This window comes from Novosphingobium rosa NBRC 15208, assembly GCF_001598555.1.
Classification (GTDB): domain Bacteria; phylum Pseudomonadota; class Alphaproteobacteria; order Sphingomonadales; family Sphingomonadaceae; genus Novosphingobium; species Novosphingobium rosa.
This window is the reverse complement of sequence record NZ_BCZE01000023.1, coordinates 1-12,632: the sequence shown is the minus strand read 5'-3', so window position 1 is coordinate 12,632 and position 12,632 is coordinate 1. Positions and strand designations below refer to the sequence as shown.

General features: G+C 66.8%; 12 protein-coding genes. 9 read left to right on the top strand and 3 right to left on the bottom strand.

Features of this window, described 5'->3' with window-relative positions:
• Positions 1–147 precede the first annotated feature (147 nt).
• The 3 genes from SR3_RS09280 to tpiA all read right to left on the bottom strand — a co-directional run bounded on the left by SR3_RS09280 (position 148) and on the right by tpiA (position 3,207).
• Positions 148–1,779, bottom strand: a complete 1,632-nt coding sequence (locus SR3_RS09280) for a CTP synthase (protein WP_068084241.1) — start codon at positions 1,777–1,779, stop codon at positions 148–150.
• A 156-nt stretch (positions 1,780–1,935) separates the two neighbouring features.
• Entirely contained in the window at positions 1,936–2,319 is a 384-nt protein-coding gene (secG, locus tag SR3_RS09275) for a preprotein translocase subunit SecG (protein WP_068084434.1), read from the bottom strand.
• Positions 2,320–2,448: 129 nt separating this feature from the next.
• Positions 2,449–3,207, bottom strand: coding sequence for a triose-phosphate isomerase (gene tpiA, locus SR3_RS09270; protein ID WP_068084238.1), 759 nt, complete (start codon positions 3,205–3,207; stop codon positions 2,449–2,451).
• 360 nt (positions 3,208–3,567) lie between these two features.
• Here tpiA and SR3_RS09265 point away from each other — a divergent pair, with 360 nt between their 5' ends.
• From SR3_RS09265 to lexA, 9 genes are all read left to right on the top strand, one after another.
• Entirely contained in the window at positions 3,568–5,499 is a 1,932-nt protein-coding gene (locus tag SR3_RS09265; protein ID WP_068084235.1) for a peptidylprolyl isomerase, read from the top strand.
• 38 nt (positions 5,500–5,537) lie between these two features.
• Positions 5,538–7,070, top strand: a complete 1,533-nt coding sequence (gene trpE, locus SR3_RS09260; RefSeq protein WP_068084232.1) for an anthranilate synthase component I — start codon at positions 5,538–5,540, stop codon at positions 7,068–7,070.
• On the top strand, positions 7,067–7,618 hold the full coding sequence (locus tag SR3_RS09255) for a YcxB family protein (protein ID WP_068084229.1): 552 nt from the start codon (positions 7,067–7,069) through the stop codon (positions 7,616–7,618). Before trpE ends, SR3_RS09255 begins: the two co-directional genes overlap by 4 nt.
• A gap of 10 nt (positions 7,619–7,628) precedes the next feature.
• A complete protein-coding gene (locus SR3_RS09250; RefSeq protein ID WP_068084226.1) occupies positions 7,629–8,237 on the top strand; it encodes an anthranilate synthase component II in 609 nt (202 codons plus the stop codon).
• On the top strand, positions 8,234–9,244 hold the full coding sequence (gene trpD, locus SR3_RS09245) for an anthranilate phosphoribosyltransferase (RefSeq protein ID WP_068084223.1): 1,011 nt from the start codon (positions 8,234–8,236) through the stop codon (positions 9,242–9,244). Before SR3_RS09250 ends, trpD begins: the two co-directional genes overlap by 4 nt.
• A 26-nt stretch (positions 9,245–9,270) precedes the next feature.
• Positions 9,271–10,062: an indole-3-glycerol phosphate synthase TrpC gene (gene trpC / locus SR3_RS09240; protein WP_068084220.1), complete on the top strand. Its 792-nt coding sequence runs from the start codon at positions 9,271–9,273 to the stop codon at positions 10,060–10,062.
• Between the two features lie 2 nt (positions 10,063–10,064).
• Entirely contained in the window at positions 10,065–10,547 is a 483-nt protein-coding gene (gene moaC / locus SR3_RS09235) for a cyclic pyranopterin monophosphate synthase MoaC (RefSeq protein WP_068084217.1), read from the top strand.
• A complete protein-coding gene (locus tag SR3_RS09230) occupies positions 10,547–11,746 on the top strand; it encodes a molybdopterin molybdotransferase MoeA (RefSeq protein WP_068084214.1) in 1,200 nt (399 codons plus the stop codon). The genes moaC and SR3_RS09230 overlap by 1 nt, the downstream gene beginning before the upstream one ends.
• A gap of 68 nt (positions 11,747–11,814) precedes the next feature.
• Entirely contained in the window at positions 11,815–12,537 is a 723-nt protein-coding gene (gene lexA / locus SR3_RS09225; RefSeq protein ID WP_068084211.1) for a transcriptional repressor LexA, read from the top strand.
• Positions 12,538–12,632 lie beyond the last annotated feature (95 nt).

The window sequence follows — 12,632 nt, the reverse complement described above, 5'->3', positions numbered from 1 at the left end:
AATTCCGCTCAAACCCGCGATATCTTGTCTAAACTATCGCCGCCTTTGGCGTGAGGCAAGGCGGCAGATCCGCGTTCCGTCGCCGCCAAAGACCGGATGGGCGCGATCGAAGGTTTTTTCGATCACGCCCAACCCTTTATCGATCCATCAGACCAGACGCGCCTGACGCACAGCCGCGCTGATGAAACCGGCGAACAGCGGATGCGGCTCGAAAGGGCGGCTCTTGAGTTCCGGGTGGAACTGCACGCCCACGAACCACGGATGATCCGGGCGCTCGACGATTTCGGGCAGCAGCCCATCGGGCGACATGCCGGAGAAGACCAGACCGCCCTGCTCCAGCGCCTCGCGGTAATGGCTGTTCACCTCGTAACGGTGGCGGTGACGCTCCGAGATGGTCTCGCTGCCATAGATGGTGGCGACATGGCTGTTGCCCGCCAGCTTGGCCTCATAGGCGCCCAGACGCATCGTGCCGCCCAGATCGGTGTCGGCATGGCGGGTCTGCAGGCCCTCTTCGCTCATCCATTCGGTGATGATGCCGACGACCGGCTCGGACGTTTCGCCAAATTCGGTCGAGGAGGCCGAAGCGAAGCCCGCCGTGTTGCGCGCGCCCTCGATGCAGGCCATCTGCATGCCAAGGCAGATGCCGAAGAAGGGCACCTTGCGCTCACGGGCGAAGCGCACCGCCGCGATCTTGCCTTCCGTGCCGCGCTCGCCAAAGCCGCCGGGGACCAGCACGCCGTGAAGCGGCTCCAGAGTGGCGGCGATTTCCTCGTCACCCTTCTCGAAGATTTCCGCATCGATCCACTTGATATGGACCTTCACCTTGTTGGCCAGACCACCATGCACCAGCGCCTCATTCAGGCTCTTGTAGGCGTCCTGCAGCACGACATACTTGCCGACCACGCCGATGGTGACCTCACCCTCGGGGTTGGCGTAGGACTTGGTGATGCCTTCCCAGCCGGTCAGATCGGGCGTGGGGGCCGTCAGGCCGAAGTGATGCAGCACCGCCGCGTCCAAACCCTCATTGTGGTACTGGATCGGCACGGCATAGATGTTCGGCGCGTCCAGCGCGGGGATCACCGCTTCCTTGCGCACGTTGCAGAAGAGGGCGATCTTGGCGCGCTCATTCTCGGGCAGCGGATGCTCGCAGCGGCACAGCAGGATGTCGGGCTGAATGCCCAGGCTGGTCAGCTCGCGCACGCTGTGCTGCGTGGGCTTGGTCTTCAGCTCGCCGGCAGCGGCGATGTAGGGCACCAGCGTGACATGGGCAAAGCAGGTCTGCTCGCGGCCCAGATCGTTGCGCAGCTGGCGGATGGCCTCCATGAAGGGCAGGCCCTCGATGTCGCCCACCGTGCCGCCGATCTCGCAGAGCACGAAGTCCAGACCCTCGGTCTCTTCCTGGGCGAAATTCTTGATGGCGTCGGTCACATGCGGGATCACCTGCACCGTCGCGCCCAGATAGTCGCCACGGCGCTCCTTGGCGATGACGGACTGATAGATCCGGCCCGAGGTGATGTTGTCGCTCTTGCGGGCCGAAACCCCCGTGAAGCGTTCGTAATGGCCCAGGTCGAGGTCCGTCTCGGCGCCATCGTCGGTCACAAAGACCTCGCCGTGCTGATACGGGCTCATCGTGCCCGGATCGACGTTGAGATAGGGATCGAACTTGCGAATGCGGACCTTGAAGCCGCGTGCTTGGAGAAGCGCTGCGAGGCTCGCCGCCATAAGGCCTTTGCCGAGCGAGGAAACCACACCGCCGGTGATGAAAATATACCGCGTCATGGGAATCGCGCCTTAATCGTGAGGAGGGGGGAAAGACAAGCGCCATCGACGCCTGCCCGGGAATGAATCCACAGTTGCGTGGACCGTGTATCGCACACAAGGCTCCGCCCGCCCCACCGACTGTCGGAGGGGCGGGCGGGCATCATGCTGGAATGCTTACTTTTTGGCCGCGCCGGCCAGCGGATCGAGCGGCGCCGCGGGGGCAGCGCTCGACGGCGTGGCGGAAGGCTGGGTCTTGCCCAGCGGATCGGCAGGCGCCGAGACCGGAGCGGTGGGGACGGCACGGTTGAGCGAATCATCGACCGTCTCGCCCGTGCTGCTCTTGACCGCCAGAGCCGCCAGAATGATCGAGAGCGCCACGAACAGGCCGCCCAGCACCTGGGTCATGCGCGTCATGAAATCGGCAGCGCCGCGTGCCGACATGAAGCCGGAGGGGCTGCCGCCCACGCCCAGCCCGCCGCCTTCCGACTTCTGGATCAGGATCACGACGACCAGCAGAATGGTAATCAGGGCCTGCACGACCGTCAGGAACAGAAACAGGGAGGACATGAACAGGCTCTCATCGCGAAAAACGGATTAAAATCGCTGGCGCATCTAGGCGCGCGGCGCACCAAGCGCAAGGCGTGGCCGGGCGATTTTAGCAACTATTATGGCACAGTCGGGTGACGGTCAGGCCTCGACCAGCGCGGCGGCGGCCAGAATGATGCCGGAAAAACGCTCCGCCGTCAGGCTTGCGCCGCCCACCAGCGCCCCGCCGACATCTTCTGCGGCGAGCAGCTGCGCGGCATTCTCGGGCGTGACCGAGCCGCCGTAAAGGATGCGCACGCCCTGCCCCGCTTCGCCATAAACCTCGACCAGCGTGGCGCGAATGGCGCGGTGCATCGCCCCCACATCCGCCACCGTGGGCACGCGGCCCGTGCCGATGGCCCAGACCGGCTCATAGCCGATCACCAGATGCGCCGCGGCCCCGGGCACCTGCGGCAGCGAGGCGCGCAATTGCGCCGTCACCGTCGCCACGGCCAGACCTTCGAGCCGCTTGTCCTCATTCTCGCCGACGCAGACCACCGCCTGCATGCCGGCAGCCAGCACCGCCTCGGCCTTGGCGCGCACCAGCGAATCATCCTCGCCCTGCTGCCAGCGCCGCTCCGAATGGCCCACGATCACGAAACGCGCGCCGGAATCGGCCAGCATGGAGGCGGAGACCTCACCGGTGAACGCCCCGCTCTCGCCGGTATGGGCATTTTGCGCGCCCACGCCGATATGCTGCGCCTCATGCGCCACGGCGTAAAGCAGCGTGGCAGGCGGCGCGAGGGCGATCTCGACGCCGGGGTGCCGCTGGGCCAGCCGGTCGATCGCCCTTGCCTCGGCCAGAGCGCCGCGCAGGCCGTTCATCTTCCAGTTCCCCACAATATACGGCCTGAGCGCCATCGAATGTCGTTCCCTCGGTTGGGCGTCGGTCTGGCCGACACCGGTGGTCGCGGCGCGGGCGAAAACGCTCAACACAGAGTGGAGCGCCGTGAGGCCCTTGCCGCAAAATTTACCGCATGTCCGGAGCGATAACATCGAAATTCGCCTCCGCATAGGTATGCATAATCAGCAAACGGCGCGCAATGCAAGTCCTTGCTGCAAGCGCACAGTCCATAAATGGACCATTGCGGGCAGACCATTGCGGGAACGGGCAAGGCGCTCTAAAGCCCCGGGCCATATGTTCGCCCGGTTCGGGGCGCGTCGTCCTGTGCCGGGCGCGCGCCGCTGGCACGGGGCGGGCGGTTGGATTAAGGTTGGCCGATGCTTCAGTTCTTTCGCAACATCTTCAAATCCTCGCTGGGTGTGGGCATCGCCATCGCCTTTCTGGTGCTGATCGTGGGCGGTTTCGCCGCCAGCGACGTGGCCAGCAATCTGGTGAGCGGCGGCGGATCGGGCGAGACGGTCGCCAAGGTCGGCTCGACCACGATCACCGGCACGCAGGTGCTGAAACAGGCCCAGCAGGCCGTGGAGATCGCCCGTCAGGACAATCCCAAGGTGACGATGCGCGATTTTCTGGCGCAGAACGGCCTGACCCAGGTGATCGACCAGATGGTCGACCGCACCGCCCTGCTGGCGTTCGGCGAGAAGAACGGCATCGTTGCCGGCAAGCGTCTGGTCGACAGCGAGCTGGCCAAGATCCCCTCGCTGCAGGGGCCGGACGGCAAGTTCGCCGATGCCAGCTACCGCCAGATGCTCCAGCAGCGCAATCTGACCGACAAGGATGTGCGTGAGGATATCGCGCAGGGTCTGGTCGCCCGCGAGCTGCTCTCGCCCGCCCAGCTGGGCACGGTGACGCCGGTGGAAGCCGCGCTGCGCTATGCCACGCTGCTGAAGGATCATCGCAACGGCTCGGTCGCGGCGCTGCCCTCGCAGGCCTTTGCGCCCACCACCCCGCCCAGCGATGCCGAGGTGGCCGGCTGGTACAATGACCACAAGCTGTTCTTCAACCAGCCCGAACACCGCGTGATTCGCTATGCCACCTTCGATGACAGCGTGGCCAAGAACGTGGCCGCGCCGAGCGATGCCGAAATCGCCCAGCGCTACAACACCGACAAGGCACAGTATGAAGCCAGCGAAACGCGCAAGATCAGCCAGCTGATCCTGCCGACCGAGGCCGCCGCCAAGGCGCTGATCGCCGAAACCGCCAAGGGCACCACGCTGGACGCCGCCGCCAAGGCGCGCGGCCTCTCGGTGGCCAATGTCGGCCCGGTGGCCAAGCCCGCGCTGGCCACGCAGACCTCGCAGGACATCGCCAACGCCGCTTTTGCCGCGCCCAAGGGCGTGCTGCCCGCCCCGGTGAAGGGCCTGCTGGGCTATGCCGTGGTGCGCGTGGACGAGATCATCGTGAAGCCCGCACGCACGCTGGATCAGGCCAAGGGCGAGATCGCCGCGGCCCTGCTGGCCGACAAGCGCAAGGCCGCGCTGGCCAGCGTGACCTCGAAGATCGATGACAGCTTCTCCAAGGGCGGCGCGCTCAGCGATGCCGCCAAGGAGCTGGGCGTGACGCTCACCGCCACCCCGGCGCTCAACGCCGATGGCACGGTCTTCGGCAACCCCCAGCAGAAGGCCCCGCCCGAGCTGACCAAGGCTGTCGCCGCCGCCTTCGCCATGGAGCGTGACCATGCGCCCCAGCTGGCCGAGATCGAGCCGGGCAAGAAATTCCTGATGTTCGATGTGGACAGCATCGTGCAGGCCGCCCCGCTGCCGCTCGACCGCGTGAAGCCTGCCGTGATCGCCGCGATCCAGATGGAAAAGGGCGCTCAGGCCGCCAAGAATGCCGCGCTGCGCGTGCTGGACAAGGTGAAGCATGGTGGCGAGCTGGGCGCGACGGTCGCCGGGCTGGGCGTCAAGCTGCCTCCGGTGCAGGCGCTCTCGCTGGGCCGTGAGCAGCTGCAGGCCCAGCAGGGCCAGCTGCCGCCCGCCATGGGCCTGTTCTTCTCGATGGCCAAGGGCAGCACCAAGCTGTTGCCACTGCCGGGCGGCCGTGGCTGGCTGGTGGTGCAGCTGAAGGACATCACCACCACCCCGGTGAAGCCCGACGACCAGCTGGTGAGCGACGCCAAGCGCGAACTGGCCAGCCTGATGGGCCGCGAATATGGCGATTCCCTGCGCCGCGCGATCCGCGCCGATGTGGGCGCCACCCGTAACGAGGCCGCGATCAACGGCATCGCCAAGCAACTGGCGGGCAACTGAGCCCGCTTTTCCCTCCACCAACCCAAGAAAACGGAACCATGACCCAGATCAGCACCACCGCCCGCCCCGACAACCAGGAGGCAGCCCTTGCCGCCCTGCGCGAAGGCAAGCCGGCGCTGGTCTGGCGTCGCATCATTGCCGATACCGAAACGCCGGTGGGCGCGGGCGCCAAGCTGATCCAGAGCGGTCGCGGCGATTTCCTGCTCGAATCGGTGCAGGGCGGCGAGGTGCGCGGGCGCTACAGCCTGCTGGGCCTCGATCCCGATCTGGTGTTTCGCGCTGTCGGCAAGAAGGCGCAGATCAACCGCATCTGGCAGCATGACCGCGCCGCTTTCGAGCCGCTGGGTGCCGATCCGCTGACCGAGCTGCGCGCGCTGGTGGCGGCCTGCCATATCGATGTGCCGTCCGAATTGCCTCCGGCGCTGGCCTGTCTGGTCGGCTATTTCGGTTACGAGACCTTTGGCCTCGTGGAAAACCTGCCCCGCCCGGCGCAGAGCGAGCTCGATCTGCCCGATATGCTCTTCGTGCGCCCGCGCCTCATTCTGGTCTTCGACCGGCTGAGCGACGAGCTTTTCGTGATCGCGCCGATCTGGCCCTCATCCACCCCGCCCGAACGCGCGCTGGATGCCGCGCATGACCGGATCGACGATGCCCTGCGCCGTCTGGCCGGGCCGACTCCCGACACCGCCCATCTCACCACCGAGATGCCCGAGCCGCAGTTGACTCCGGTGATGCAGCCGGGCCGCTATGGCGAGATGGTCAAGGCGGCGAAGGATTACATCTCGGCGGGCGATATCTTTCAGGTGGTGCTGGCGCAGCGCTTCACCGCGCCCTTCACCCTGCCGCCTTTCGCGCTCTATCGCTCGCTGCGGCGGGTGAACCCCTCGCCTTTCCTCTATTTCCTCGATCTGCCCGGCTTTGCCGTGGTGGGCTCCAGCCCGGAAATTCTGGTGCGCGTGCGCGCCGGGGAAGTGACGATCCGCCCCATCGCGGGCACCCGCCCGCGCGGCAAGACCGCCGAGGAAGACAAGGCCAATGAGATCAGCCTGCTGGCCGATCCCAAGGAGCGCGCCGAGCATCTGATGCTGCTCGATCTGGGCCGCAACGATGTGGGCCGGGTGGCCTCGCGTGGCTCGGTGAAGGTCACCGAAAGCTACACCATCGAGCGTTACAGCCATGTGATGCACATCGTCTCCAATGTGGTGGGCGAGCTGGATACGGCGAAGCACGATGCCATCGATGCGGTCTTCGCGGGGTTCCCGGCGGGCACGGTCAGTGGCGCTCCCAAGGTGCGCGCCTGCCAGATCATCGCCGAGCTGGAGAGCGAGACGCGCGGGGCCTATGCGGGCGGCGTCGGCTATTTCGGGCCCGACGGCAATCTGGACAGCTGCATCGTGCTGCGCACCGCCGTGGTGAAGGATGGCGTGATGCATGTGCAGGCCGGTGCGGGCATCGTCGCCGACAGCGATCCGGCCAGCGAACAGCGCGAATGCGAGCATAAGGCCGGGGCTCTCTTCGCCGCCGCGCGCGAGGCCGTGCGCGTGGCGAGCGAAGCCGGTTTCGGGCAATGAGCGAGCCGCAGGCCGGCAGCCATTCCTTCACCATCGTCAGCGATGAGAAGGACTGGCTGTCGGCGAGCTGGCTGCTGACGCGGCATCGCTGGCTGTGGAAGCGGCTGATCGTGGTGTCTGCGCTGATCTGGCTGTTCTATTGCGGGTTGGAGGTGGTTCCCGATGCCCTGCAATATGGCTGGCACCCCGCATGGGTGAAGCATGGCCTGCTATGGGGCAGCGGCATCACGCTTGCGGTGATCGCCATAGGCGTGGCGCTGGCCTGCGCTCTGCTGCCGTTCCGGGTGCGAAAACTGTTCCGCACAGCCTCCAAGCTGGCGCAGACCACACAGTTCACCTTCGACGCCCAGGGCCTGCGCACCGCCAACCAGCATGCCACCACCAATCTGGACTGGCTCCAGTTCGAGCGATGGCTTGAGAATGACCGCATCCTGCTGCTGGTTCTGATGCCGCGCAACTATTTCGCCATTTCCAAGACGCAAGTCGCTCCCCATATCATCGACGCGCTGAGGTCGGCCCTGATCGCCGCCCGCGTCCCCCATTGCTAGGTTTTTCGTCATGATCCTCGTTATCGACAATTACGACAGCTTTACCTTCAACCTCGTCCACTACCTGCTGGAATTGGGCGCCGAGGTGGAGGTGGTGCGCAACGATGCGCTTTCCGCCGGGCAGGCCATTTCCTCCGGCGCTCAGGGCTTTCTGATCTCGCCCGGCCCCTGCACCCCCAATGAGGCGGGGATCAGCCTCGATCTGGTCGGGGCGGCGGCGGACGCGGGTAAGCCGCTGCTGGGCGTGTGCCTGGGCCATCAGGCGATCGGGCAGTATTTCGGCGGCAAGGTGGTGCGCGGCGGGCTGATGCATGGCAAGACCAGCCCCGTCACCCATGACGACACCGGCGTCTTCGCCGGCCTGCCCTCGCCCTTTATCGCCACGCGCTATCACTCGCTGATCGTGGAGGACATCCCCGAAACGCTGCAGGTCAACGCCCGTAGCGACGATGGCCATGTGATGGGCTTCCGCCACGCCACCCTGCCGATCCATGGCGTGCAGTTCCACCCCGAGAGCATCGCCACAGAGCACGGCCACGCCATGCTGGCCAACTTCCTGCGCAGCGCGGGTATGTCGGTGACCATGCCGGAAACCCTCACCCCGATCCGCGCGGCATGAGCATCCTCTCGCAGGGCACCCTGCCCCCCGTGACGTTGGCGCCCTTCGCGCAGGATGAGGCCGAAGCCATCTTCGCCGCCATCCTCGACGCGCAGGTGGATGCCAATACCATCGCCGCCTTCCTCTCGGACCTGTCCGACCGGGGCGAAACCGCCAGCGAGATCGCCGGGGCCGCGCTGGCCATGCGCGCCCGCATGATCCCGGTGGAAAGCCCCGAAGGCGCCATCGACGTCTGCGGCACGGGCGGAGACGGGCATCATACGCTCAACGTCTCCACCGCCGTGTCGCTGGTGGTCGCGGCCTGCGGCGTGCCGGTGGCCAAGCATGGCAACCGCGCCGCCAGCTCCAAGGCGGGCGCCGCCGATACGCTGGAGGCGTTGGGCCTCAACCTCGCCAACGCCGGGGAGCGCGCCGCCGAAACGCTCGAGGATATCGGCATCGCCTTCCTCTTCGCGCAGACGCATCACCCAAAACTTGGCCCCATCGCGCCGATCCGCAAGGCTTTGGGCAAGCGCACCATCTTCAATCTGATGGGCCCGCTGGCCAATCCGGCCAATGTGCAGCGCCAGCTGGTCGGCATCGCCCGCCCCGCCTATGTGCCGATCTACGCCGAGGCATTTGAGGCTTTGGGCACGCAGCGCAGCTTTATCGTCTCGGGCGACGAGGGTCTGGACGAACTCTCGCTGGCGGGCGGCAATGAATGCGCCGAAGTGCAGGGTCGCACCATCGCCATGCATCGCGTGTCCGCAGAGGATGTTGGCCTGCCGGTGCATCCGGTCACCGCCCTGCGCGGCGGCGATGCGGCCTACAATGCCGATGCCCTGCGGCGCCTGTTGCTGGGCGAGGAAGGCCCCTATCGCGATGCCGTGCTGTTCAACGCCTCTGCCGCGCTGCGCGTGGCGGGCGAGGTAGACAGCTGGCGCGAAGGCGTCGAGGAAGCCGCCGAGGTGATCGACAAGGGTCTGGCCAAGGCGCTGCTCGACTGCTGGATCGATGCGGTCCGATGAGCGATACAACGAAGATGGATACGACGATGACCGACAAGCTGACCGAAATCTGCGCCACCAAGGCTGAAGAAGTTGCGCAGCGCAAACCGCTGGCCAGCCTGTCGGACCTCGACGCCCGCGCCGCCCAGCAGACCGCCCCGCGCGGCTTCGAGGCCGCCCTGCGCGCCAAGGCCGCCGATGGTTTCGCCCTGATCGCCGAGATCAAGAAGGCCAGCCCCTCCAAGGGCCTGATCCGCGCCGATTTCGATCCGCCAGCCCACGCCCGCGCCTATCAGGCCGGGGGCGCGGCCTGCCTCTCGATCCTGACCGACGCGCCCTATTTTCAGGGCCATGAGGATTTCCTCATCGCCGCCCGCGCCGCCTGCACCCTGCCCGTCATCCGCAAGGACTTCATGATCGACCCATGGCAGGTGGCCGAGGCGCGCTCGATCGGCGCCGATGCCATCCTGATCATCGTCGCCGCGCTGGAAGACGCCCAGATGGCCGAGATCGAGGCCGCCGCGCTGGAACGCGGCATGGATGTGCTGGTGGAGGTCCACAATGAGGCCGAGATGGAGCGCGCCGCGCGCCTCACCTCGCGCCTCATCGGCGTGAACAACCGCGACCTCAAGCGCTTCAAGACCGACATCGCCACCACCGAACGCCTCGCCCCGCTGGCGCCCGAAGGCACGCTGCTGGTGGCCGAAAGCGGCATCAACAGCCATGAAGATCTGGTGCGTCTGACCAAGAGCAACGCCCGCACCTTCCTGGTCGGCGAAAGCCTGATGCGCCAGGCCGATGTCGAGGCCGCCACCCGCCAGCTGCTGACCGGCGCCTGACCATGGCCGATCTCACCCACCTCGATGCTCAGGGCCATGCCCGCATGGTCGATGTGGGCGGCAAGGCGGACACCAAACGCCTCGCCATCGCGGAAGGCCGCATCCTGATGGGGGCCGAGGCACTGGAAGCGATCCGCGACGGCGCGATCCCCAAAGGCGATGTGCTGGCCGCCGCCCGGATCGCGGGGATCATGGCCGCCAAGAAGGCCGGCGATCTGATCCCGCTGTGTCATCCGCTGGCGCTCGACGCCGTCAGCGTGGATTTCACTTTTGAAGGCCAAGGCTTGCGCTGCACCGCCAGCGCCAGCCTCACCGGCAGGACCGGCGTGGAAATGGAGGCGCTGACCGCCGTCTCGGTCGCACTGCTGACGGTCTACGATATGGCCAAGGCGGTCGACAAAGCGATGGAGATCACCGGCATCCGCCTGATCGAGAAGCATGGCGGCAAATCGGGCAGTTGGTACGCGCCCGGCAGGCAAGCCTGATGCCCCCGCTTCCTCTGGCCGAGGCGCAGCAAAGGCTGCTCTCCACCGTCACGCCGCTGCCGGTCGAAACCCTCCCCATCGAACAGGCCGCCGGGCGCTGGCTGGCGGAGCCTTTGGAAGCCCGCCGCACCCAGCCCGCCGCCGATCTCTCGGCGATGGACGGCTATGCCATGCGCGCCCAAGACCTGCCCGGCCCATGGCGCGTGGTTGGCGAAAGCGCCGCAGGCCACCCATGGCCTCACCCCGTCCAGCCCGGCGAGGCGATCCGCATCGCCACCGGCGCGCTGATGCCCCAAGGCGCCGACGCCATGGTGCTTCAGGAAGATGTCACGCGCGATGGCGATCATCTCACTCTGACCGGCGAGGCTCCCAACCCGCCGGGCCGCCATATCCGCCGAGCAGGACTGGATTTCACGCAAGGCATGCCGTTGCTGCCCGCCGGAACGCGGCTCGGCCCGGCGCAGATCGCCCTGGCCATCTCGGGCGGCCATGGCAGCGTGAGCCTGCGCCGCCTTCCCCGCGTCACCATCATCGACAGCGGCGACGAACTGATCTCGCCCGGCGTCACACCCCTGCCGCATCAAATCCCCGCCAGCAATGGCGCGATGCTGGCGGCAATGGTGAGCGCCTTGGGCGCCGAAGTGACGCGCATCGGCCCCGTGCAGGACGATTTGCCCGCGCTGGTCGCCGCTCTGGAGGCCTCCGGGGACGCCGATCTGATCGTCACCTCGGGCGGCGCCTCGGTGGGGGATCACGACCTGATCCGCCCGGCGCTGGAAGCATGGGGAGCGGATCTGGCCTTCTGGCGCGTGGCGATGCGGCCCGGCAAGCCGCTGATGCATGCGCGGCGCGGCGCGCTCCATGTGCTGGGCCTGCCGGGCAATCCGGTCTCCGGGCTGGTGTGCGGATATTTTTTCCTGCTGCCGATGTTGCGCGCCATGATGGGCGCCAGCACTGTGCTGCCCCGCAAGGCCAGCGCCCGGCTGACCGCCCCCGTGGCCGCGGGCGGCAAGCGTCAGGAATTTCTGCGCGGGAGTTGGAATGGCGAAACCGTCACCCCCAACCCCATGCGTGACAGCAGCGCTCTGGCGGCGATGGCGGCGAGCAATTGCCTGATCGATCGCCCCATCGATGCCGATGCCGCCGAAATGGGCGCAATGGTGGGAATTTATCTGCTGGACACGCATTCCCTCGCTTGACGGCTCCAACATTGTTGCATAAATGTTCTTTGTTCGTTCGGGAACGGAACGGCAGGAAGGACATCCGCATGCTCACCCGCAAGCAGCACGAATTGCTCCGCTTCATCCAGGTCCGACTGGAGGAGGATGGCGTCTCCCCCTCATTCGAGGAAATGAAGGAAGCGCTCGACCTCAAGTCGAAATCGGGGGTGCACAGGCTGATTTCCGCGCTGGAGGAACGCGGCTTTATCCGCCGCCTGCCCAACCGCGCCCGCGCCCTTGAAGTGCTGCGCCAGCCCGAGGACGTGGTCAGCAGCACGCGGACAGCGCCAGCCCCGCGCACGCCGGTTGCAGCGCCCGCCCGCCCCGCCGCTTTGACCTCCACAGGTTTGACTGGCGCTCCGGTTGCCGCGCCCCGCGCCGCCAACGATGTGATCGAGATCCCGCTGCATGGCCGCATTGCGGCGGGCGTGCCGATCGAGGCGCTGGAAGGCCAGTCCACCCTGCCGGTGCCCGCCGCCCTGCTGGGCTCGGGCGACCATTACGCGCTGGAAGTCTCGGGCGACTCGATGGTCGAAGCCGGGATTCTCGACGGCGATCTGGCGCTGATCCGCCGCACCGAAAGCGCCCGCGATGGCGAGATCGTGGTGGCGCTGGTGCGCGGCGAGGAAGCGACGCTGAAATATCTGCGCCGTGAGGGCGGCATGATCCGCCTCGACCCGGCCAACGCCACCTATCAGCCGCAATATTACCCCCCCGCCGAAGTGCAGGTTCAGGGCAAGCTGGCAGGGCTGCTGCGCCGCTATCACTGAGGTTTTGAGCCGGGCAAAGCCGCTTTGCCCCGCTCCGCTTCACGCTTTGATTGTGTCGCGCCGCATGGGCTAAGCCGTTTGGCATAGCCCATGCG